This is a genomic window from Microbacterium proteolyticum, from assembly GCF_030818075.1.
GTDB classification, from domain to species: Bacteria; Actinomycetota; Actinomycetes; order Actinomycetales; family Microbacteriaceae; genus Microbacterium; species Microbacterium proteolyticum_A.
This window is the reverse complement of record NZ_JAUSZZ010000001.1, coordinates 1,293,132-1,314,463: the sequence shown is the minus strand read 5'-3', so window position 1 is coordinate 1,314,463 and position 21,332 is coordinate 1,293,132. Positions and strand designations below refer to the sequence as shown.

The 21,332-nt window shown below is 71.8% G+C and carries 19 protein-coding genes; 7 read left to right on the top strand and 12 right to left on the bottom strand.

Going from position 1 to position 21,332, the window contains the following annotated elements:
* Positions 1–191 precede the first annotated feature (191 nt).
* Genes QE392_RS06055 through QE392_RS06045 form a run of 3 tightly spaced genes read right to left on the bottom strand, consistent with a single transcriptional unit; the run spans position 192 to position 2,973 of the window.
* A complete protein-coding gene (locus QE392_RS06055) occupies positions 192–1,337 on the bottom strand; it encodes a zinc-dependent alcohol dehydrogenase (RefSeq protein ID WP_307449456.1) in 1,146 nt (381 codons plus the stop codon).
* 20 nt (positions 1,338–1,357) lie between these two features.
* On the bottom strand, positions 1,358–1,819 hold the full coding sequence (locus tag QE392_RS06050) for a hypothetical protein (RefSeq protein ID WP_307449455.1): 462 nt from the start codon (positions 1,817–1,819) through the stop codon (positions 1,358–1,360).
* A gap of 2 nt (positions 1,820–1,821) precedes the next feature.
* Entirely contained in the window at positions 1,822–2,973 is a 1,152-nt protein-coding gene (locus QE392_RS06045; protein WP_307449454.1) for a glutathione-independent formaldehyde dehydrogenase, read from the bottom strand.
* Positions 2,974–3,185: 212 nt separating this feature from the next.
* Here QE392_RS06045 and QE392_RS06040 point away from each other — a divergent pair, with 212 nt between their 5' ends.
* Together QE392_RS06040 and QE392_RS06035 are read left to right on the top strand one after the other, a co-directional pair.
* Positions 3,186–4,196, top strand: a complete 1,011-nt coding sequence (locus tag QE392_RS06040; protein ID WP_307449448.1) for a helix-turn-helix transcriptional regulator — start codon at positions 3,186–3,188, stop codon at positions 4,194–4,196.
* Positions 4,197–4,301: 105 nt separating this feature from the next.
* Positions 4,302–5,279, top strand: coding sequence for an acetylxylan esterase (locus tag QE392_RS06035; RefSeq protein ID WP_307449446.1), 978 nt, complete (start codon positions 4,302–4,304; stop codon positions 5,277–5,279).
* Positions 5,280–5,317: 38 nt separating this feature from the next.
* On the opposite strand, the gene QE392_RS06030 is transcribed toward QE392_RS06035, so the two are convergent.
* The gene (locus QE392_RS06030; RefSeq protein ID WP_307449443.1) at positions 5,318–5,878 is read right to left on the bottom strand and encodes an acyl-CoA thioesterase; all 561 of its coding nucleotides are present in this window, start codon (positions 5,876–5,878) and stop codon (positions 5,318–5,320) included.
* Positions 5,879–6,049: 171 nt separating this feature from the next.
* Between QE392_RS06030 and QE392_RS06025 the strand changes: the two genes are divergently transcribed.
* Both QE392_RS06025 and cofE read left to right on the top strand, forming a co-directional pair.
* Complete coding sequence (locus QE392_RS06025) at positions 6,050–6,556, top strand: GNAT family N-acetyltransferase (protein ID WP_307449442.1); 507 nt, start codon at positions 6,050–6,052, stop codon at positions 6,554–6,556.
* Position 6,557: 1 nt separating this feature from the next.
* Entirely contained in the window at positions 6,558–7,310 is a 753-nt protein-coding gene (gene cofE / locus QE392_RS06020; protein ID WP_307449441.1) for a coenzyme F420-0:L-glutamate ligase, read from the top strand.
* Positions 7,311–7,895: 585 nt separating this feature from the next.
* Here the strand turns inward: cofE and QE392_RS06015 are convergent.
* From QE392_RS06015 to QE392_RS06005, 3 genes are read right to left on the bottom strand one after another with little or no spacing between them, the layout of a single operon-like run.
* Complete coding sequence (locus tag QE392_RS06015; RefSeq protein ID WP_307449440.1) at positions 7,896–8,504, bottom strand: CbiQ family ECF transporter T component; 609 nt, start codon at positions 8,502–8,504, stop codon at positions 7,896–7,898.
* Positions 8,498–9,187, bottom strand: coding sequence for an energy-coupling factor ABC transporter ATP-binding protein (locus QE392_RS06010; RefSeq protein WP_307449439.1), 690 nt, complete (start codon positions 9,185–9,187; stop codon positions 8,498–8,500). The genes QE392_RS06015 and QE392_RS06010 overlap by 7 nt, the downstream gene beginning before the upstream one ends.
* Positions 9,184–9,783, bottom strand: coding sequence for a biotin transporter BioY (locus QE392_RS06005; protein ID WP_307449438.1), 600 nt, complete (start codon positions 9,781–9,783; stop codon positions 9,184–9,186). The genes QE392_RS06010 and QE392_RS06005 overlap by 4 nt, the downstream gene beginning before the upstream one ends.
* 55 nt (positions 9,784–9,838) lie before the next feature.
* On the opposite strand from QE392_RS06005, the gene QE392_RS06000 reads away from it, so the two are divergent.
* On the top strand, positions 9,839–10,402 hold the full coding sequence (locus QE392_RS06000) for a TetR/AcrR family transcriptional regulator C-terminal domain-containing protein (RefSeq protein WP_307449437.1): 564 nt from the start codon (positions 9,839–9,841) through the stop codon (positions 10,400–10,402).
* Between the two features lie 311 nt (positions 10,403–10,713).
* Here the strand turns inward: QE392_RS06000 and QE392_RS05995 are convergent, their stop codons facing one another.
* The 3 genes from QE392_RS05995 to QE392_RS05985 are packed head-to-tail and all read right to left on the bottom strand — an operon-like array spanning position 10,714 to position 14,627.
* Complete coding sequence (locus QE392_RS05995; RefSeq protein ID WP_307449436.1) at positions 10,714–12,885, bottom strand: cytochrome b/b6 domain-containing protein; 2,172 nt, start codon at positions 12,883–12,885, stop codon at positions 10,714–10,716.
* A complete protein-coding gene (locus QE392_RS05990) occupies positions 12,886–13,851 on the bottom strand; it encodes an electron transfer flavoprotein subunit alpha/FixB family protein (protein WP_307449435.1) in 966 nt (321 codons plus the stop codon).
* Positions 13,848–14,627, bottom strand: a complete 780-nt coding sequence (locus tag QE392_RS05985) for an electron transfer flavoprotein subunit beta/FixA family protein (protein WP_307449434.1) — start codon at positions 14,625–14,627, stop codon at positions 13,848–13,850. Before QE392_RS05985 ends, QE392_RS05990 begins: the two co-directional genes overlap by 4 nt.
* A gap of 99 nt (positions 14,628–14,726) precedes the next feature.
* Here QE392_RS05985 and QE392_RS05980 point away from each other — a divergent pair, with 99 nt between their 5' ends.
* Positions 14,727–15,254, top strand: coding sequence for a MarR family winged helix-turn-helix transcriptional regulator (locus tag QE392_RS05980; protein ID WP_307449433.1), 528 nt, complete (start codon positions 14,727–14,729; stop codon positions 15,252–15,254).
* A gap of 97 nt (positions 15,255–15,351) precedes the next feature.
* Here QE392_RS05980 and QE392_RS05975 read toward each other — a convergent pair whose 3' ends face one another.
* Together QE392_RS05975 and QE392_RS05970 are read right to left on the bottom strand one after the other, a co-directional pair.
* On the bottom strand, positions 15,352–16,140 hold the full coding sequence (locus tag QE392_RS05975) for an enoyl-CoA hydratase-related protein (protein ID WP_307449432.1): 789 nt from the start codon (positions 16,138–16,140) through the stop codon (positions 15,352–15,354).
* A 103-nt stretch (positions 16,141–16,243) separates the two neighbouring features.
* Complete coding sequence (locus QE392_RS05970; protein WP_307449431.1) at positions 16,244–17,422, bottom strand: acyl-CoA dehydrogenase family protein; 1,179 nt, start codon at positions 17,420–17,422, stop codon at positions 16,244–16,246.
* 303 nt (positions 17,423–17,725) lie between these two features.
* Between QE392_RS05970 and QE392_RS05965 the strand changes: the two genes are divergently transcribed.
* A complete protein-coding gene (locus QE392_RS05965) occupies positions 17,726–21,196 on the top strand; it encodes a choice-of-anchor I family protein (RefSeq protein ID WP_307449424.1) in 3,471 nt (1,156 codons plus the stop codon).
* The last annotated feature ends 136 nt before the right edge of the window (positions 21,197–21,332 follow it).

Here is a 21,332-nt window from a genome sequence, read left to right as displayed (position 1 = left end):
CCGGCAGGGCCGAGTGCGGACCATTCCTCTCCGCGGGTGTCCATCCCCCTGACGGACGACCGACGCCCCGGCCGCCCGTGAGGGCGGTCGGGGCGTCATCATGGTTGCGGGAGCGACCGAGTGGGTGAGCGGCCGCCCGTGAGGGCGGTCGAGGCGTCGTCATCGCCGCGAAAGCAAGCGACCGAGATGGGTCAGGGCCGGAACACCGCCCTCACGCATCCGTCGGTCTTCTTCTTGAACATGGCGTAGCCCTGCGGCCCCTCCTCGAGCGGCATGACGTGCGTTGCGAGGTGCTCGGTGCGGATCTCGTCGTTCGCCATCCGTTCCAGGAGCATCGGGATGTAGCGATGCCCGTGCTGCTGGGCCGACCGGAGGGTCAGCCCCTTGTTCATGACCGCGCCCAGCGGGAACTTGTCGACGAAGCCGCCGAAGACGCCGAGCACGAACACGCTGCCACCCTTGCGCGCGGCGAAGATCGCCTCCCGCACGGCCGTCGGCCGGTCGGTCTGCAGCCGCAGCTGCTGCTTGATCTGATCGAAGGCGAAGTCGGGTCCGTCGCGATGGGCCTCCATCCCCACCGCCTCGATGCAGACATCCGGCCCGCGTCCGCCCGTGAGCTCCCGCAGCTCGGCGGTGACCTCGCTGGTCTCGTAGTTCATCGTCTCGGCGCCGATCACCTGCTCGACCTGGGTCAGCCGTTCCTGGAACCGGTCGATCACGATGACCCGTTCCGCGCCGAGGAGCAGGGAGGCGCGCGCCGCCATCTGGCCCACGCCGCCCGCTCCCCACACGGCGACGGTGTCGCCGGGCTTCACGCCGCCGAGGTCGGCTCCCATCCACCCCGTGGGAGCGGCATCCGAAGCGAAGAGAGCACGCTCGTCGCTCAGGCCGTCCGGGACGGGGAAGGCGCCCTGGTCGGCGTAGGGCACGCGGATGTACTCCGCGTGGCTGCCCGCCCACCCGCCGAGCGCGTGCGAGTAGCCGTAGCACCCTCCGGGAGCCTGGCCCCACAGCATCTCGGGGATCCCTGCGTTCGGATTGCCGTTGTCGCACAGCGAGAACAGATCGTTGCGGCAGTACCAGCACTGTCCGCAGCTGATGAACGAACAGACGACCACGCGGTCGCCCACCTTGTGCTTCGTGACGGAGGATCCGACCTCGACGATCTCGCCGATGAATTCGTGCCCCAGCACGTCGCCGGCGCGCATGGTGGGCACGTATCCGCCGAGCAGGTGAAGGTCTGACCCGCAGCTCGTGCTGAGGGTCACCTTGACGATCGCATCCTGCGCATTCAGGATGCCGGGGTCGTCGACGTTCTCGACCGAGAGCTCGTTCACTCCGGTCCAACACAGCGCTCTCACAGCACACCCTCGCCCTTCGCTTCGTCCTCGGCCTTGTCGACCGCGCCGCCGAGCAGAGTCGGCGGGCGTTCCCCGTGCGGTCGCGGCGTCGCACGCAGGATCTCGCCTGTTTCGAACACCTGCTTCGCGTCGCGCAGCGCCTCCCGCAAGGCCCGCGCCGGGTCATCCCCCTCGAGCTGCGCCCCCTCGCGCACACGGGCGTGCACCTCGAAGCCCTTGTCGCCCGGTGCGGGTTCGACGCGGATCTCCAGCCCGCCCGCCAGCCTCTGGAGAGGCTCCGGGTACCCTCCGCGAGAGAACTCCGCCGCGTCCCCGAGGATGGTGACCGCTTTCCACCCCTCCGGGTGGGCACCGTCTCCATCCGACTCGCGCTCCTTCTTCACGAGGGTGCGGGCGACCAGGCCCGCCGCGACGCCTGCGACGCCGATTCCGACGGCGGCAGCCGCTTTGCCGGCCATCGTCACGCCGCCTTTCCGGGCTTGAGGACGACCTTGGTCCAGCCGTCGTCGCGGTTGTCGAAGTGCTCGTAGGCGTCGGGCGCCTCGTCGAGCGCCAACTCGTGGCTGACGATGAAAGAAGGGTTCGCCTTGCCCGCGGCGATGAGGTCGCGCAGCCGCCGGTTGTACTTCTTCACCGGTGCCTGCCCCGTGCCCATCGTCTGGCCCTTGAACCAGTGCAGGCCGATGTCGAAGGGGATCTGCCCCTGCTTGGCCAGCTCATCCGAGGCGCCGGGATCCTGCGGCACGAACACGCCGACCGTTCCGATCCGCCCGGTGAACCGCACCGACTGCACGAGGCGGTTGAGCGTGACGTTCGGCTGCTCGTCGCCGCCGGGGTCGTGCGCTTGATAGCCGACGCACTCGCAGCCGTTGTCGGCGCCGAGACCCATCGTCTGATCGAGCACGGCCTGCACGGGATCGACCTTCGAGTCGTCGATGGCGATCGCGCCGATCGACTCCGCCAGCCGCAGCCGATCCGGATGCCGGTCCACGACCATCACCTTGCTCGCGCCCTTGATGGTGGCGGAGAGGGCCGCCATCAGGCCGACCGGGCCCGCGCCGTAGATCACCGTCTGATCCCCCGGCTTCACCCCCGCCATCTCCGTGGCGTGATATCCGGTGGGGAAGATGTCGGCCAGCATCACGTAGTCCGCGGACTTCTCCTCGGCATCCTCTCCGAGACGAAGACAGTTGAAGTCCCCCCACGGCACGCGCAGCAGCTCGGCCTGTCCACCGGCCCACGGTCCCATGTCGGCGAACCCGTATGCCGCACCCGCCCACTCCGGAACCGGCTGCGCCGTCAGACAGTAGTTGGTCAACCCGCGCTCGCAGTTCTTGCAGTGTCCGCACGCGACGTTGAAGGGCAGCACGACGTGGTCTCCCACCCGGACCTTGTCGACGCCGTCGCCGACCGCGATCACCTCGCCCATGTTCTCGTGGCCGAACCACCTGCCGGTCTCGAAGCTCGTACGCCCCTCGTACATGTGGAGGTCGGAGCCGCAGATGTTGGTCGTGGTGATGCGCACCAGCACATCGGTGGGGCGCTCGATACGCGCGTCCGGAACGTCTTTCACCGAGACCTGACGTGGCCCGTCGTACACGACTGCTTTCATGTTCGTCTCCTTCTGTGAGTGCTCGTCACGGCCCGTGAGAGCGACGCGACACCTCCATGTCACTCCCCGGGGAGGGCGGGCACCATCGGCAGATCGACCCATGCGAGATGACGGCCAGGCCGTGGTCAGAACGCGGCCCCTCGTGGTAGTCCATGACGCGACAGCCGTCGGCGAGCCGACGTTCCACTGCCGCAGAGTCGAGGGGGCCGACCGTGACACGAGATGGTGCGCTGCTGCTCGCCGAGATCGCGGCGCGCCCTGGTCCCGTGCACGAGCGGGCGCAGGCGATGCTGGACGAGCTGCACCATCACATCCCCTTCGACGGCGCATGGATGGCATTGGCGGAGCCGGATGGCTCGGGGTACACCTCTCTCGCCAGCACCGATCTCGACGGGGCGAGCGTGCGCTACCTCAGCGGACCGCAGATGGCGCGCGACATCGAGCTGACCGGCGCCGATCGGGATCGGCCGCCCACCAGCCTCTCCGATTTGCCCTCCTCGGTGAGAGACCTGCAGACCTGGGCGGAGTGCCTGCTGCCCGCGGGCTTCCATGAAGCGCTGTCGGTCGCCCTGTTCGGAGCCGGGGGTCGGCACGTGGGGTTCGTGACGGTGCTGTTCCGGCGCGACGACCCGCCGCCGCCGAGCCTCCGACGGCGGCTCGCCCGGCTGCTGCCGAAACTCGCGTCGGGCATCGACCCGCTGCGATCGCTCGCCGCGTCAGTGGTGTTCGTCGACGGCGCGACCGCCGGGGCGGTCCTCCTGCCCGATCGCGGGGTGGCGCGCCTGCCGGGTCTGTCCGACGACCCCCTTTTCGCGGGCGAATCGACGCTCGTCGGGACGGCCCGTGACGCACTCGATGAGGGGCGCGACTACGCCACCTTCCTGTGGCCGCGCGGGTCACCGCACGCGCCCGACGGTTTCGTGCGCGTCACGGCACTGGCGTGCGAGAAGGACCTCGACGCGGTGGCGTGCGGAGTCGTGGTCCTCTCCCCCGCCCCGCGGCTGCGCGGGCTGACACCGCGCGAGCTCGAGGTTCTCGGTCACGTCGTCGAAGGGTGCTCCAACGCCGAGATCGCCCGCGCCCTCGTGGTGTCTCCACGCACGGTCGCGGCGCACATCGAGCACATCCTGTTCAAGCTGGATGCCACCTCGCGCGCGCTGGCGGCCGTGCGCGCCGAGCGGGCCGGCCTCTATCTCCCCCTTCAGGCGACACGCACGGGGTGAGTGCGGTCAGCGGCGCACGCGGTCACGCGCGAGACCTGATCGGGCCCCGGCCGCGTTACGCCACCGCGGTGTCTCATCACGCCCCGACCACTACCCTCGATGCCTATGGCCGTGACCTTCACCGACATGCCGATCGAGGCCCTGCGGGCATACCGCCCCGCCCTCGCCGAACCCGCCGGGCTCGACGCCTTCTGGACCGAGACGCTGAGCGCGGCCCGCGCCGAAGCCGGCCCGACCCGCCTCGCCGCGGTGGAGGGGCCGGTGCGTTCGCTGAGCGTGTCCGACCTCACCTTCACGGGCTTCGACGGCGACGAGATCCGCGGGTGGGTCGTCCGCCCCCACGGCGACGAGGTGCTGCCCGCCGTCGTCGAGTACATCGGCTACGGCGGTGGACGGGGCCTCCCCGGCGAGCGTCTCACCTGGGCGGCGGCGGGTTACGTCCACGTCATCATGGACACGCGCGGCCAGGGGTCGTCGTGGAGCCTGGGCGCCACACCCGACCCGCACGGCTCGGCCGCCGCCTACCCGGGCGTGATGACGCGCGGCATCCTGGATCCCCGCGACTATTACTACCGCCGGCTCTACACCGACGCCGTCCGTCTCGTCGACGAGGTGCGGGCGATGCCGGGGGTGGATGCCGACCGAGTCGCCGTCACCGGCACGAGTCAGGGTGGCGGCCTCGCCATCGCCGCAGCCGCCCTGTCGGGCGAAGCGGTGGCGGCCGTCATGCCCGATGTGCCGTTCCTCTGCGACTTCCCGAACGCCATCGTGCGCACGCCGTCGGCGCCGTTCAGCGAGATCACGCGCTTCCTGTCGGTTCACCGCGACGAGGTCGACCGGGTCCTTCACACGCTGTCGCACGTGGACGGTGCCGTGCTCGCGCGCCGCATCCACGTGCCCGCCTACTTCTCGGTCGCCCTCATGGACGACGTCGTGCTGCCCTCGGGGGTGTTCGCGGCGTTCCACGCGCTGGCCTCCGACGACGCCGCAATCGAGGAGTACACCTACAACGGCCACGAGGGCGGCGGGCATCGCCACTGGATGAAGCAGGTGGCCTGGCTCGACGCCCGCTTCGGGCGCTGAGCGCGCTGCCCGGCGCGGCATCCCTCACCCCCGCGCGCTCACTCCCACACGCTGGGCGCCGGACGCCGCGTCGAGGGGAGCGCCGAACCCGCGGCCCAGTCGTGCACCCAGTCCTCGATGTCGGGCAGCCCCTCGGGGCGCCCGACCGCGGCGAACAGCTCGTCGTGAGGTACCGTGCCGCCGGTGCGGCGCAAGATGCGCGCGCGGATGATGGCGCGGGCGTAGATCTCGCCGCCGACCAGCGCCCGGTGCTCGAGGTACACGGCCCGGTCGTCATGGCCGATCATGCGCGTCTCGAGCTCGAAGCGCTGCCAGAGCTCGAGCGAGCGGCGGAACGTGATGGTCTCGGCGGCGACCACGGCGTACCACCCCTGCTTCGTCATCGCCGAGACGAGCCCTGCGCGTGTGAGCAGGTCCCACCGCCCGAGGTCGAACAGCGACAGGTACCGGCCGTTGTTGAGGTGGCGCAGCATGTCGATGTCGGTGGGCAGGACGCGGATGCGCAGGCGTGCGACCGTGTTCGGATCGATGGGTCCTTCGCGGCGCAGGCGACGACGCGCACGGAACAGGACGAGCAGGGTGCGCCAGAGGACGTTCACGAGGGGCGAGCGTAGCCATCCGACGACGGATCCTCCATCTCGTTGTCGGTGGTCGACAGTTCGACGGCGCAGAGCCGGCAGTCTTCGGCACCTGAACGCGCCTCTTTACCTCATCCCGGGCCGCCTCGCCGCCGATTTCACCCTGCTCGATCCCGCGCGTAGAGTCGCGCCATGACTGCGGAGATCCGAACCGACATCGTCGTCCGTCCGGTGCGCGACGTGGATGCCGAGGCCCTGGGCCGCGTGCACGCCACCTGCTGGCACGAGACCTACGACCACCTCATCAGCGAAGCGGCCCTCAAGGCCGTCTCCCCCCGTCGCATGGCGGAGCTGTGGACCCACTGGGCCTCCCAGGGCGAGGGGTACCGCATGCACGCGGCCCTCGTCGATGGCGAGATCGTCGGCTTCGTCGGCTCCGGCCCCGCCCGCGACGAGGACGCCCCGCGCGAGCGCGAGCTGTACTTCATCTATCTGCTCGACGCCTACCACGGCACGGGCATCGGCCAGCGCCTCTTCGACGCCGCCGTCGAGCCCGGCGAGGGCGTCTACCTGTGGGTCGCCGACGACAACCCGCGCGCGCACGGTTTCTACACGCGCAACGGCTTCTCGCTCGACGGCGCGTCGCACGTCGAACCCTTCCTCGGTGAGGAGCTCACCGAGGTGCGCTTCGTCCGCTGACGTGTTGCAGGTCTGGGCCCTCGACGGCATCGGTGAGATCACCCCGGGAGACGACCTCGTCGAGGTGATCCTGGATGCCGTGACCGAGCCGTTGCGCGATGGCGACATCGTCGTGGTCACCAGCAAGGTCGTGTCGAAGGCCGAGGGCCGGATCATCCGTGCTGCCGACCGCGAGGACGCCATCACGGGCGAGACGGTGCGGCTCCTGGCATCCCGCACCTCCCCCACCGGCCACGTGACGCGCATCGTCGAGAACCCCCTGGGCATTGTCTCGGCCGCCGCCGGCGTGGACGCCAGCAACACCCCCGAGGGCACGGTGCTGCTCCTGCCCGTCGACCCCGACGCATCGGCGCGGCGCATCGCCGAGGGGCTCCGCGCGGTCGCCCGCGTCGGCGTGATCATCACCGACACGCTCGGCCGCGCGTGGCGCGAGGGCCAGACCGACCACGCGATCGGGGCGGCGGGCGTGCACGTGTTCGAAGACCTCCGCGGGACGGTGGATGCCGAAGGCCGGCCGCTCGTGGTGACCCTGCCGTGCGTGGCCGACGAGATCGCCGCCGCCACCGACCTCGTGAAGGGGAAGGCCTCGCGCCGGCCCGTCGCGGTCGTGCGCGGCCGCGGCGATCTGGTGGGCGGGCTCGACCTGCCGGGGGCCCGCTCGATCGTGCGCGATCCCGCCCGCGACATGTTCCGCCAGGGCGCCGACGAGGCGTACGCCGAAGGGTTCGCCGCGGGGCGCGCGGCGCGCGACTGACGCCGACGGCGGGTCGGCGCGTCGCCGTCGCCTGCGGGGCGCACGGCGGGTCGTCTGCCCCCTCCGCCGCATGTCCTACTTCGTGCGAGAACAGAGGCCCATCCCTGCACCAAGTGGGACACCCCACCTCGGCCACCACCGACGCCCCAGCCCCTCGCCAACCCATGTCCCACTTCGTGCGGAATCGAAGGCCCATCCCTGCACCAAGTGGGACACCCCACCTCGGCCACCACCGACGCCCCAGCCCCTCGCCAACCCATGTCCCACTTCGTGCGGAATCGAAGGCCCATTTCTGCACCAAGTGGGACACCCCACCTCGGCCACCACCGACGCCCCAGCCCCTCGCCACCGCATGTCCCACTTCGTGCGGAATCGAAGGCCCATCCCTGCACCAAGTGGGACACCCCACCTCGGCCACCACCGACGCCCCAGCCCCTCGCCAACCCATGTCCCACTTCGTGCGACATCACAGGCCCATCCCTGCACCAAGTGGGACACCCCACCTCGGCCACCACCGACGCCCCCGTAAGTCGCCCGACGAGCGAGGCCAAGGCTCGTTCCCGCACCGGGGACGGGGAATTCCGGCTAACGGATGCCGCGCGCGGCGAGCGCGTCACCGAGGTCGTCGGCGTGACGCAGGGCGACGATCAGGAAGGGCAGGGCGCCGCGTGACAGCGAGGGGCGCACGCCACGGGCGCGCTGCGCGTCGCGCACCTCCGCGGCCAGACGGGCGAGCACCGGAACCGTTGTGACGGTCACCGTCAACAGCAGCGCCGCCCGCGCCGGGTCGACGCCGACCCGACGCAGCGGCCCCAGGCCGCTCTCGATCGCGTCGAGCATCGCCGACACCCGGGTGGTCAGCGGCAGCAACCCGACCACCACGAGTGCCGCGACGACGCGCGCGGTGTTCGACACCGCCGGTTCGGGTCCGAGGAAGATCAGCTGTCCGGCCGCCGTCACCACCACGACCCACCGCAGCGCCCACACCTGCCGGCCGAGCTCGGTCGCACCGACCAGCACCCCCATGCCCGCGCACGCGTACAGCACGACCGGCAGCCCCACGACGACCGGCACGATCGCCCAGCTCGAGGGCAGCGCGGCCAGCGCAACGGCGATGAGCGCCAGGAACACGAGCTTCGGGCCCGCCGGCATCCGGTGCAGCCAGCCTCGGCCCGGTCGATACAGGCTCAGCACGCCAGCGCCCGCTCGTACGCGTCGACGACGTCGGCGGCGATCCCGGATGCCGCGACCCGGCCGTCCGCGAAGAGCACCGCCCGGTCGCAGCGGCGAGCCAGCGCGAGATCGTGCGTGACGACGACGAGGGTGTGGCCGGTGTCGGCGAGCAGATGATCGGCCACCGTGCGCGCATTGCGCGCGTCGAGGAACGCCGTGGGCTCGTCGGCGACGACGAGGTCGGGGCGACGCACGAACGCCCCGCACAGCGCGAGCAACTGCTTCTGCCCGCCGGAAAGATCATGTGCCGGCCGATCGGCCAGGCTCTCCAGCCCGAAGCGCTCGAGCGCCGCTTTCACCCGCAGATCGCGCTCCGCCCGGGGCAGCCGCTCGGACCGGATCGACAGCGCCACGTCTTCCGCGACCGTGGGCATGATGATCTGCGCGTCGGGGTTGCTCAGCACGAGGGCGAGGCGAGGGCGCAGCGCCGCGGCATCCCGACCGGGGTCGAGCCCCCACACGCGGAGCTCACCCGCGGTGCGCGGCACGAGTCCTGCGACGACGCGCGCGAAGGTGGACTTGCCCGAGCCGTTGTCGCCGATGATCGCGGTCGTCCGCGCCTCGATGTCGAGCGAGACGTCGCGGAGCACCTCGACCTCGCCGCGGCGCACCGACAGGTGTGCCGCGTGAACCGCGACGCTCACACCACCGCGGCGTCGCGCTCCGGCGCGCGCTCGGATCGCCAGTCGTGGCGGAAGCCCCGCGGGTAGGCCCGCACCAGCGCCGTCACGACGAGGGTGGCGACGGCGGCCTTGACCAGGTCACCGGGCACGAAGATGAGGCTCGACAGCGCGGTGTCGCCGAGCGGCAGGCGCGTCACGAGGCTCTGCACCGGGATGCCGAGCGCGTAGATCGCGACGATGCCACCCGCGACCATGGCCAGGGCCGTACGCCACACCACGGGTCGACGCCCGCCGGCGTGGACGATCAGGCCGATCACGACGGCGCCGAGGATCCACCCGATCGCGTAGCCCGCCGTGGGGCCGAGGAAGACGCCGAATCCGCCGCGACCGCCGGCCAGGAGCGGGAGCCCCGCGGCGACGAGGGCGAGCAGCACGGTGACCGACAGGGCGCCGAACCACGGCCCGAGCACGGCGCCGGCGAGCATGACGCCCAGCGTCTGCGCTGTGATGGGTACGCCGCCGACGAGCGGGAAGCTGCCCGGGAGCCCCAGCACGGCGATGAGTGCGGCGAAGACCGCCACGCGGGCGAGATCGGTGGCATCGGGGGTTCGCGACATGGTGGAGGGCCTCCTGAACGGTGTTCACCTGAACGGCGTTCACTATACTCACACCATGGCTTCCCGCGGACACTCGGCCGACGACGTCGCACGCGCTGCGCTGCGGATCCTCGACGATCACGGGCTGCCCGACCTCACGATGCGACGGCTCGCGACCGCGCTCGACGTGCAGCCCAGTGCCCTGTATTGGCACTTCCCCAACAAGCAGACGCTGCTCGCCGAGCTCTCCAATCGGATCGTGGGCCGCATGGCATCCGGCCCGGTGAGCGATCTGTCTCACGAGGCCCGTTCGCTCCGCGATGCGCTGCTGGCCTACCGCGACGCCGCCGAAGTGGTGTCGAGCACCCTCGCGATGGGGCTCGGTTCCTCGCTCGCACGCGATCGCCTCGCCGAAGCGGTTACGGCACAGGGCTTCGACGCCGACACCGCGCGTCGCGCGGCCACGACCGTGCTGCACTTCGTGCTGGGCTTCGTCTGGCACGAGCAGCAGCGCTTCCACTACGACAGCGCCGGCGTGCGCGGCGTCGACTCGGGAATCGCCGGAGCCCTGGCCGACGACGACTTCGCGTTCGGCCTCGATCTCATCGCGCAGGGCCTCCGGGCGCGCGGCCGGGTCTGACGTCGGCCCGGGCGCTAGACGCCCTTCCGCGAAACCGCCCGCCGTTGCCGAGACCGTGCCGGAGCGGATGCGATCGCCTGCCTTCGCGGCAGACGGATGCGGTTGCGGCGCGCGGCGGCGGGGGCCGGCGGGGGCGGCGCGGCGGCACGGGCGGCGCAGCGGCGGGCGGCGGCTGCCCGGCGCCGCAGCGGGCGGCGCAGCGGCGGGCGGCGGCTGCCCGGCGCCGCAGCGGGCGGCGCGCACCGGGGCGGCGTGCACGGGCGGCGGCTGCCCGGCGGCGGCGGGGGCCGTCGCGGCGGCGACGGCGGCCGTCAGCGCTGCTTGACCTCGCCGAAGAGGCGGGCGATCGGCACCAGCACGCGCGGACGCGCGGCGGCCAGGCCGGCGGCCATCACGAGCAGGGATGCCGCGAAGATCAGCAGACCGGTCGGGTCGCTCGCGAACGCATCAGGGTCGATCGAGCCGCGAGCCGCATACATGTGGTCGAGGTTGCGCAGCGCTCCGGTGGCCAGCACGAGGCCCACGTGCACGACGATGAACGCCACGAAGAACAGCATCACGGGGAAGTGCACCCGGCGCGCCCACTCGAGCGGATAGAGGCGGTTGAGCTTCTCGGCATCCTTCGGCCACACCCCCGACAGGCGCACCCCGCTGAGGATCGCGAGCGGCGCGGCGAGGAACGTGATCGCGAAATACGACAGCTGCTGGAGGCTGTTGTAGTTCACCCAGCCGTTCTCGGTGGGCCAGTCGAGCGAGGCGTACTGCAGCGCCGCCGACAGCGCGTTGGGGAAGACGTCCCACGAGGTCGGCACGATGCGCATCCATTGACCGGTGGCGAAGAGCAGCACGACGAAGATCACGCCGTTCGCGATCCAAAGGATGTCGACGGCCTGGTGGAACCACAGCGTCAAGCTGATGCGACGGCGCTTGTTCTTTCGGGGCGACCAGAACGCGGAGGGGCGCTTCTCGCTGCGCACCTGCCAGCCCGTGCGGATGATGAACAGCAGGAAGAAGCTGTTGAGGAAGTGCGACCAGTTGAGCCACGCGGGGATGCCGACGGGCGCGGCATCGGGCAGCGGATACTCGCCGGGATACGCGGCGAGGAACTCCTGCCCCGGCCCGAGGGCGAGCACGAAGCGTGCGAGGAGCACCACGATCCCGGCCAGCGCGAACGCGAAGACGCCGAGGACGGCCGCCGATCCGAGGAGCTGCAGCGGGGAGAAGTCGCCCATGCGCGCCGCGGCGGTGGCCGTGGAGCGGCCGGCGGCTGCGCCCGGCGGGCCGGCGCGGCGGGCGGCCGCACCGGTCGACGTCGTGGGGCCGGCGCCTGTGCTCGCCGCTGCAGTTCGACGGGCCGCGGCGCCCGGCCATACGGTGCGCGGGACGGTGAGCGGGGGACGCGGGGCGCGCCCCTCACCCGCGGAGCGAGCCGCCTGTTCGGGACGCGTCGACGTCGACGGTCCGGTGGTCGCGCTGCTCGCTGACTCGGGCGCGGAGGCTCGCTCGGATCCCCGGGCATCGAGCTCGTCAGCGGACGCGGCGCCCGCGGCTGGCGCACCGAAGTCTGCGGTCGCTGTCGCTTCGCCCTCGTCCCGCTCCGCCGCGGAGACAGACCGCGCATCGCGCGCGCTCGCGACAGGGGCGGATGCCGGCGGCCAGGGCTCCCCTCCCGACTCGCGCGGCAGACCCCGGCGCACGCCGGCCGTGGCGGCATCCGTCGGCGTTGGGAACACCGTCGACCCCACGTCAACCCCGGCACGGTCGGACCGGTCGGACGCCGACGGTCGTGCCCCGTTCGGACCGGAGATGCCCGATGTCGCCGAATCCGGACGCGGGTGCGACGCCGTCGCGACGGGCGGTGCATCCGGCGCACCCGCAGCCCGGGCCGAGGCAGCAGGCCAGGGCTCGCCGCCCGGCTCGCGCGGCAGACCGCGTCGGACCGGCCGTTCGGACGGGGTGGGCGAATCGGTGACGGACGCCGCCGTCGCGACGAGGTGGGGGGCGGCCTGTGCGACCGCGTCTGCGGCATCCGGGGACGCCTGCTCGGGGTTCGTCACGATCCCCGCACTCCGCGGCCCGGGATCTGCGAGATCCGCGCCGTTCTGCGAGGAACCCGCCGCCGCACCGGGCACCTCACCACCGCTCGACACCGCGGCATCCGGGAACGCCTGCTCGGAGTCGGTCACGATCCCCGCACTCCGCGGCCCCGAACCTGCGAGACCCCCACCGTTCTGCGAGGAACCCGCCGCCGCACCGGGCACCTCACCGCCGCCCGACACCGCGGCATCCGGGAACGCCTGCTCGGAGTCGGTCACGATCCCCGCACCCTGCGGCCCCGAACCTGCGAGACCCGCACCGTTCTGCGAGGATCCTGCCCGCGCACCGGCCGAGGCCTCGGGAACGCCGGAGGCCGCGGGCGGCCAGGGCTCCCCGCCGGGGACGCGCGGCAGCCCGCGTCGCGGGGTGCGGGGTGTGGACGCCATCTAATTCTTGGGGGCCTCGAGCGCGCTGATGAGTTGCGGGACAACGGTGAACAGATCTCCGACGATACCGAAATCGGCGATGTCGAAGATCGGCGCGTCGGGATTCTTGTCGATTGCGACGATGATGCCGGCGGTCTGCATGCCCGCGCGATGCTGGATCGCCCCCGAGATGCCGAGCGCGACGTACAGCCGCGGCGACACCGACACCCCGGTCTGCCCGACCTGCGCGCTCACCGGAACGTAGCCGGCATCGACCGCGGCCCGCGACGCGCCGACCGCCGCGCCCAGCACGTCGGCGAGTCGCTCCACCAGCGCGAAGGACTCGCGCGAGCCGACGCCCCGACCCCCGGCGACCACGGCCGCCGCTCCTCGGAGTTCCGGACGCGACGACGGTGCCGCCGTGTCGGAGAAGGCCTCGATGCGGGCGGCGCGGACCCCGGATGCCGCGACCTCGATGCTCTCGAGCGCGAGCGGCTGAGGATCGAGGCGCGCGTCCACCGCCCCGGGCCGCAGGGTGGCGAGCAGCGGGCCGAACGTCGGCGCCCCGTCGACGGAGAACGCCCCGCCGAGCACGGAGTGATGCGCCACGACGCCCAGGTCGTCGCGATCGACGCCGACGACGTCGGCGGCGAGAGGCAGCCGACGCCGGGCCGCCAGGCGGGCGAGCGCGTCACGCGACTCGACGGCGTTCGAGGCCAGCACGAGGTCGGGGCGCTCGCGATCGACGGCGGCCTGCAGTGCATCGACGACGGGGACGGTGAGGACGTCGGGAACGGTCTCGGCCGTGAGCACCCGCACCGCTCCGCATCGCGCCGCCTCGGCCGCCGCCCCCGGAAGCACGTCGGCCGTCGAGGCGACCAGCGCGACGGGCTCGCCCACACGCGCGGCGGCGGCGAGCAGCCCGGGGGCCGTCGCGGCGAGCGCCCCGCTCGGGAGCACCTCGAGCAGCACCAGCGCGACGCTCACCGGGCCACCCCCTCGGCCATGAGGAACGCGGCGAGCTTCTCGCCCGCGTCGCCCTCGTCGACGATCTTCGTGCCGGCCTTCCGCGGGGGCCGCTCGGCGACCGACAGCATGATGTACCGGGGGGTCGCGGGGTCGTTCGGATCGATGTCGAGGCCCGCGGCATCCAGGGTCTCGTAGGGCTTCTTCTTGGCGGCCATGATGCCCTTGAACGTCGTGAACCGCCCCTCGGGCAACGCTTCGGTGATCGAGACGACGGCGGGGAGGTCTGCGCTGACGCGCATCGTGCCCGAGTCGCTCACGCGATCGCCGGCGACGGCGCTGTCGGACAGCTCGAGGGTACGCAGCCCGGTCAGCTGCGGCACGCCGAGCAGCTCGGCCACCATCGCGGGGATCACTCCCCCGCCGCCGTCGGTGGAGAGGTTGCCGGCGATGACCACATCGAATCCGTGGTGCCGGACCGCCGCGGCCAGCACCTCGGCGGTCAGCAGCAGGTCGGCACCGCGCAGGGCGTCGTCCACGACGTGCGCGGCCGAGGTCGCCCCCATCGCGAGCGCCTTGCGGACGGTGGCGGTCGCCGACGCGGGCGCCATCGCCACCACGGTCACCTCGGTGCCGGGGTGCGCGTCGGCGTACGCGAGGGCGGCCTCGACCGCGCGCTCGTCGATCTCGTCGAGCACGGGCGCCGAGGCGGTGCGGTCGGACAGCCCGGTCTCGAGGTCGAGTCGGCGCTCTCCCCAGGTGTCGGGCACTTCTTTGATCAGGACCACGATCTTCATCGATGCGTCTCCTTCGTCGAGGCGGGGATGCCACGGCGTCGGTGCCGCAGCAGGGATCGGCGGGTGCACGAGCGGTACCGTGAAGCGGGAGGAGGACCGATGACGCGACGACTGCCGGTGGACCCGATCGCCGAAGCGAAGAGACAGTGGCTCGCGCACGGGTGGGACGCCGCCGCCGACGGCATGACCGTGGTGACCTCGGTGATCCGGGCGCACCAGCTGCTCATGGCATCCATCGACGGGGCTCTGAAGCCCTTCGACCTGACGTTCTCGCGGTTCGAGATGCTGCGTCTGCTCGCCTTCACCCGTGAGGGCCGGATGCCGATGGGCAGCGCCATCGCACGGTTGCAGGTGCATCCGACGAGCGTGTCGAACACGGTCGATCGGCTGACCCGCGACGGCTTGATCTCGCGCGAGCCGCACCCCACCGACGGCAGGGCGGCGCTTCTCGTGCTGAGCGAGGCGGGCCGCCGCCGGGTCGACGAGGCGACCGCCGCGCTGAACACCGTGTTCGCCGACCTCGGCCTCGACGACGACGACGCGACCGCGCTGGTGCGCATCATCGCCCGCTTCCGCAAGGGCGCGGGCGACTTCGGCGACCCCGCTCCGGTACCCGAGCCGCTCTGACGACGGCAGCCGGTTCCGGGCGTCCGTCCCGCGCCGGGCCGCACGGCCGAGCGGTGAGCGTGTCCGCTCGCCCCCCGCCCCCACCGCCCGGCGCCGCTCATCGGTGCGTGAACGACGGCGCCCGCTTCTCGCGGAACGCCGCCATCCCCTCTTTCTGGTCGGCGGTGTCGAAGAGCGCGGCGAACGCCTGACGCTCGAAGCGCGCGCCCTCGGCCAGCGTCGACTCCAGGGCCACATCGAGCGCGGCCTTCGCGGCGTACAGCGCGGGCAGGGGCTTCTCGGCGATCGTGCGGGCGACGGCCTCGGCCTCGTCGAGCAGGTCGGCGGCCGGCACCACGCGGGAGACGAGCCCGGCGCGTTCGGCTTCGGCCGCGTCGATCATGCGCCCGGTCAGCACGAGCTCGGCCGCCTTGTAGTACCCCAGTGCGCGGACCAGGCGCTGCGTCCCGCCCATCCCGGGGATGACGCCGAGCTGCACCTCGGGCTGACCGAACTTCGCGCGGTCGGACGCGAGGATCACGTCGCACATCAGCGCGAGCTCGCATCCCCCGCCCAACGCGTAGCCGGAGACGGCCGCGACCACGGGGGTGCGCACGGCGGCGAATCGCGCCCACGCGCCGAAGTGGTCGGTGAGCATCATGTCGAGGCCCGACTTCTGCTCCATCTCCTTGATGTCGGCGCCCGCCGCGAACGCCTTCTCGCTGCCCGTGACGACGATCGCCCCCACGCCCTCGTCGGCGTCGAAGGCCTCGGCGACGGTCACCACCTCGCGCATGGTCTGCGTGTTGAGAGCGTTGAGCGCCTCGGGTCGGTCCAGCGTGATCCATCCCACGCGGTTACGTCGCTCGACGCGGATGGTCTCGTACCCGGCATCCTGATCCGTCATGGTGACTCCCGTCGTCGTGGGCCCGCGTGCTGACGCGGACGAACCCGCCCTCGCATGCTCGCACGCCTCTCCGACATCGGCCGAGGGGGTTCCCCCGGCCGCCTCACGCGGCCAGGACGCTCCGGCCGACGATGAGGCGCATGATCTCGTTCGTCCCCTCGAGGATCCGGTGCACCCGCAGGTCGCGCACGACCTTCTCGATGCCGTAGTCCTGCAGGTATCCGTAGCCGCCGAGCAACTGGAGGGCCTCGTCGGCGACCCGGAAGCCGACGTCGGTGGCGAAACGCTTCGCCATGGCGCAGCGGGTCGCGGCGTCGGGGGCGCCGGCATCCAGTGCCGTGGCCGCGTCGCGCACGAGCAGGCGCGCGGCCTCGAGCTCGGTCGCCATGTCGGCCACGGCGAACACCACCGCCTGCTTCTCGGCCAGCGCCTCGCCGAACGTGAAGCGCTCGTGCACGTGGGCGATGGCCCGGTCGAGCGCCCACCGCGCACCGCCGATCGAGCAGGTCGCGATGTTGAGGCGCCCGCCGTTCAGTCCCGTCATGGCGATCGAGAATCCACGTCCTTCGCCACCGAGCAGGTTCTCCGCCGGCACCCGCACCTCGTCGAGGACGACCGCGCGCGTGGGCTGCGCGTTCCACCCCATCTTCTTCTCGCTCGGTCCGAACGACAGCCCCTCCGCGTCGGCGGGAACGAGGAACGCGCTGATGCCCCGCGCCCCGGGTTCGCCCGTGCGCGCCATCACCACGTAGACGGATGCCGCGCCCGCACCCGAGATGAACTGCTTCACGCCCGTGAGCACGTAGGTGTCGCCGTGGCGGATCGCCGAGGTCGTGATCGCCGCGGCATCCGAGCCCGCGCCCGGTTCGGTGAGGCAGTAGGCGCCGAGGTCGTCCATGGCGACGAGACTGGGGAGCCAGCGCTCGCGCTGGGCGGCGGTGCCGTAGGTGTCGATCATCCACGCCACCATGTTGTGGATCGTGATGTAGGCCGTCACGGTGGGGTCGCCGTATGCGAGCTCCTCGAAGATCGCGACGGCATCCGCCCGCGTCAGCCCGGCGCCGCCCACGTCGTCGTTGACGCAGACGCCGCCGAGGCCCAGCGCACCCGCACGGCGCAGGACATCGCGGGGGAAGTGCTTCTCGGCGTCCCATTCGAGGGCGTGCGGGGCGAACTCGGTCGCGGCGAAGTCGCGGACGGCATCGAGGATGGCGGCGCGTTCGTCGGCCGACAGGGTTCCGGCGACGGGGGCGTCGAGCGCGGGAGCAGGGATGGTGTCCATGCGGCTCTCCTTCGTGTGGGGCGACGGCGTCGTCGCGCGGCTCAGTTTACATGGACGTCCTCCTATTCGTTAGGTCTTGCGACTAGTCAGCGAGCATCGTTGACGCGCGCGAGACACGGCGCAGGGCGGCCGGGGCAGCTTGGGCGCGTGCGCCGCCCCCGGGGGGGCTCCGTCCTCGATACTCCGACCCCGACCGGCCACGTGTTCTCACGTCGTTCACCTTGTCGACATGAGATGCAGGCAGAATTCACAGGATCGCGCCCCCGCGCGGGTCACCCCCCACCCAATCCGAGGACACAATCCATGCCTTCGTCTTTCCTGCGCCGTACCGTCGCGTTCACCGCGGCGACAGCGGCGGTGTGCGCGCTCGCCCTGTCGGGCGTCACCGCGGCCTCCGCTGCCGTCGTGCCCGCTCCGGTGCGCGACTCCCCCGCCGACAGCGCCGTCAGCCTGCGCCCCATCGGCACCTACGAGACCGGCGTGTTCGACCAGTCGGCGGCCGAGATCGTGCACGCCTACAAGAACCGCCTCTTCGTCGTGAACGCGCAGGCCGGTGCGGTCGACGTGCTCGACAATACCGACCCCACGGCGCCGAAGAAGCTCTTCTCGATCGCCGGGACGGGCGTGGCCAACTCGGTCGCCGTCCGCGCCGACGGCCTCGGCGTCATCGCTCTGGAAGACGTCGACAAGACGGCCCCCGGCCGCCTGGTCTTCTTCGACGCGGATGCCGCTGTGGCCACGGTCCTCGGCGAGGTCGCCGTCGGAGCCCTGCCCGACATGGTGACCATCTCGGACGACGGCACGGTCGCCGTCGTCGCCAACGAGGGTGAGCCCGCCGAGAACTTCTCGGTCGACCCGGAGGGCTCGGTGGGCGTCGTCTCGCTTCCCGTGGGCAAGAGCGCGCCGGCCCAGGATGCCGTGCGCACGGCCGGGTTCGAGGCGTTCGAGCAGGGCGGTACGAAGACGCTCGACCCCGGTGTGCGCGTGTTCGGGCCCGACGTCGCCGCGCCCGACCAGGGCGACACCCCGCTCGCCGCGAACCGCGTGAGCCGCAACCTGGAGCCCGAGTACGTCGCCGTCGCCGGTGGAACCGCGTACGTGACGCTGCAGGAGGCGAACTCCTTCGCCGTCGTCGACATCGCCTCGGCGGAGGTCACCGCCGTTCGTCCGTTGGGGATCAAGCCGTACTACTCCGGCGTCACGCTCGACGCGAGCGACCGCGATCCCGAGGGCGCGCCGACGTACAACCAGTCGAGTTACTACGACCTGTGGGGCATGTACATGCCCGACGGCATCCAGGCCTACGAGGCGAATGGAGAGACGTACCTCGTCACCGCCAATGAGGGCGACGGGCGCGCGTGGGGCGACTACACCGACACCGCCCGTGTCGGAGACCTCGGAGAGGACGGTCTTGCACCCGTCTGCGCCGATGCGGCCGTCGGAACTCACGTCGACGACGCCCAACTCGGTCGTCTCAACATCGCCACCGACATGGGCCTGAACGCCGACGGCAGCTGCTACACCAGTCTCTACACCTTCGGTGGCCGCGGCTTCTCGGTGTGGGACACCGAAGGCAACCGGATGTTCGACTCCAACGCCGACTTCGAGGCCATCACCCACGACGCGAACCCCGAGTTCTTCAACTCCAACCACTCCGAATCGAACCTCGAGGGCCGCAGCGACGACAAGGGCCCCGAGCCCGAGAACCTCGCCATCGGGCAGGTCGACGGACGCACCTACGCGTTCATCGGGCTGGAGCGCGTGGGCGGCGTGATGACCTACGACATCACCGACCCCCGGAACGCGACCTACGCCGGGTACGTCAACAACCGCGACTTCTCGGTCTCGGTCGAGGACGAGCTGACCGGCGACGCGGCCGCGGACCGCACGCTGCTGTCGCAGGCCGGCGATCTCGGTCCCGAGGGTGTCGAGTTCATCCCCGTCGAGAGCTCGCCGAACGGGCGCCCGCTCGTCGTCGTGGGCAACGAGGTGTCGGGAACCACGACGGTGTTCGAGGTCACCGACCCCGGCTTGAAGAACATCGACATCCTCACCATCAACGACTTCCACGGCCGTCTCGAGGCGGGCCCGCAGGGCGACGCCACCGCCGGCGCCGCCGTCATCGCCGGTGCGGTCACGGCGAAGGAAGCGGCGAACCCGAACACGCTGTTCGTCTCCGCGGGCGACAACATCGGCGCCTCGACGTTCACCTCGCTCATCCAGGACGACTCGCCCACGATCGACACCCTCGTGGCATCCGGTCTCGACGTCTCGGCCGTGGGCAATCACGAATTCGACCGCGGCTTCGCCGACCTCACCGACCGCGTGCTTCCCGAGTACGGCGGCGGCGAGTACGGCCTGGGCGCGAACGTGTACAAAAAGGGCACGAAGGAGCCCGCGCTCGACGAGTACGCGATCAAGGACGTCGACGGCGTCCGCGTGGCCTTCATCGGCACGGTCACGCCCGACACCGCCGTCATGGTCGACCCCGCCGGCATCGAGGATCTCGACTTCGGCGACCAGCTCGAGGCCGCGAACCGCGTGGCCGCCGAACTCACCGCCGGCGACCTGGCCGACGTGATCGTGCTGCTCACCCACTCGGGCGCGGCCGTCTCGAACGACTGCGCGGCCCTCGCCGCCGACCAGGCCGGCTTCGGCAACCTGGCGACGAACGCCTCGCCCGAGATCGACGCGATCGTCTCGGCGCACACGCACCAGACGTACGCGTGCGACATCGCCGTGGCCGGCACCGACCGCACCCGCCCGGTGATCCAGGCGTCGGAGTACGGCAAGGCGATGGGTCAGCTGTCGCTCACGTTCGACACGCGCACCGATTCCGTGGCATCCATCACCGGCACGACCTTTCCGCTGAAGGGGGCGTTCCCCGCGGACGCCGAGATCGCGGCCAAGGTGGCCGGGTACGTCGCCGAGGCCGACGTCATCGGTGCCGAGCCCGTCGGGCGGATCAGCGGCGACATCCTGCGCGGAGGCACCCCGCCGGGCAACGACCGCGGCGTGGAGTCGTCGATGGGCAACTGGGTCGCGGACGTCTACCTCTGGGCCACGTCGGAGAACCCCGCCTTCGCCGGCGCCCCGGCCCAGATCGCGCTGATGAACCCGGGCGGCCTGCGCGCCGACCTGCTGAAGGGCGACGACGGCGTGGTGACGTACAAGGAGGCGGCGCTCGTACAGCCCTTCGCCAACACGCTCGTGACGGTGACCCTCACGGGCGACCAGATCCGCGGCATCCTGAACGAACAGTGGAAGGCGACGGGAGATCGTCCGAAGCTGCACCTGGGCGTCTCGGAGGGCTTCACCTACGAGTATGTGCAGGACCCGACCACCCCGCGCGTCGGCAGCGTGGTGTCGATGGCCTACCAGGGCACGCCCATCGCGGCGACCGACACCTTCACGGTCGTGACGAACTCGTTCCTCGCCAACGGCGGTGACGGCTTCGCGACCTTCAAGGCCGGAACGAACCGCACCGACACCGGTCAGGTCGACCTCGACGCCACCCTGGCGTACTTCGAGTCGACGTCGATCGTCGACCCGGCACCGCTGGGTCGTGCCGTGCTCACGACCGTGGCGACGCCCGGCACCGGCTCGACCGGCGGACCCGACGCGCAGCCGGGGCAGTCCGGCGCCGCGGGGACGCGACCGGGCAGCGGCCTCGCCGTCACGGGCACCGAGATGCCGTGGGGCATCGCCCTCGCGGGCGGGTTCCTCGTGGTCGCGGGCGGCCTGGCCGCAGCGCTTCGCCGCCGCCGCGTCTGACCCGCACGACGGCAACGGCCCTCACCCTCCCGGGGTGGGGGCCGTTCCCGTTGCCGCGAGCGTGCCGTCGCGCGGAGTCCGTCACCGACGCACCGGTTGCCGAGCACCCGCTGGCTGCGCGTCGCCCGCGCAATTC

What these genes read in the sequence shown, in the direction of transcription:
- QE392_RS06050 (WP_307449455.1), bottom strand. Translation starts at nt 1,819, where the DNA reads ATGGCCGGCAAAGCGGCTGCCGCCGTCGGAATCGGCGTCGCAGGCGTC.
- QE392_RS06045 (WP_307449454.1), bottom strand. Translation starts at nt 2,973, where the DNA reads ATGAAAGCAGTCGTGTACGACGGGCCACGTCAGGTCTCGGTGAAAGAC.
- QE392_RS06035 (WP_307449446.1), top strand. Translation starts at nt 4,302, where the DNA reads ATGGCCGTGACCTTCACCGACATGCCGATCGAGGCCCTGCGGGCATAC.
- QE392_RS06025 (WP_307449442.1), top strand. Translation starts at nt 6,050, where the DNA reads ATGACTGCGGAGATCCGAACCGACATCGTCGTCCGTCCGGTGCGCGAC.
- QE392_RS06005 (WP_307449438.1), bottom strand. Translation starts at nt 9,783, where the DNA reads ATGTCGCGAACCCCCGATGCCACCGATCTCGCCCGCGTGGCGGTCTTC.
- QE392_RS06000 (WP_307449437.1), top strand. Translation starts at nt 9,839, where the DNA reads ATGGCTTCCCGCGGACACTCGGCCGACGACGTCGCACGCGCTGCGCTG.
- QE392_RS05995 (WP_307449436.1), bottom strand. Translation starts at nt 12,885, where the DNA reads ATGGCGTCCACACCCCGCACCCCGCGACGCGGGCTGCCGCGCGTCCCC.
- QE392_RS05985 (WP_307449434.1), bottom strand. Translation starts at nt 14,627, where the DNA reads ATGAAGATCGTGGTCCTGATCAAAGAAGTGCCCGACACCTGGGGAGAG.
- QE392_RS05980 (WP_307449433.1), top strand. Translation starts at nt 14,727, where the DNA reads ATGACGCGACGACTGCCGGTGGACCCGATCGCCGAAGCGAAGAGACAG.
- QE392_RS05975 (WP_307449432.1), bottom strand. Translation starts at nt 16,140, where the DNA reads ATGACGGATCAGGATGCCGGGTACGAGACCATCCGCGTCGAGCGACGT.
- QE392_RS05970 (WP_307449431.1), bottom strand. Translation starts at nt 17,422, where the DNA reads ATGGACACCATCCCTGCTCCCGCGCTCGACGCCCCCGTCGCCGGAACC.
- QE392_RS05965 (WP_307449424.1), top strand. Translation starts at nt 17,726, where the DNA reads ATGCCTTCGTCTTTCCTGCGCCGTACCGTCGCGTTCACCGCGGCGACA.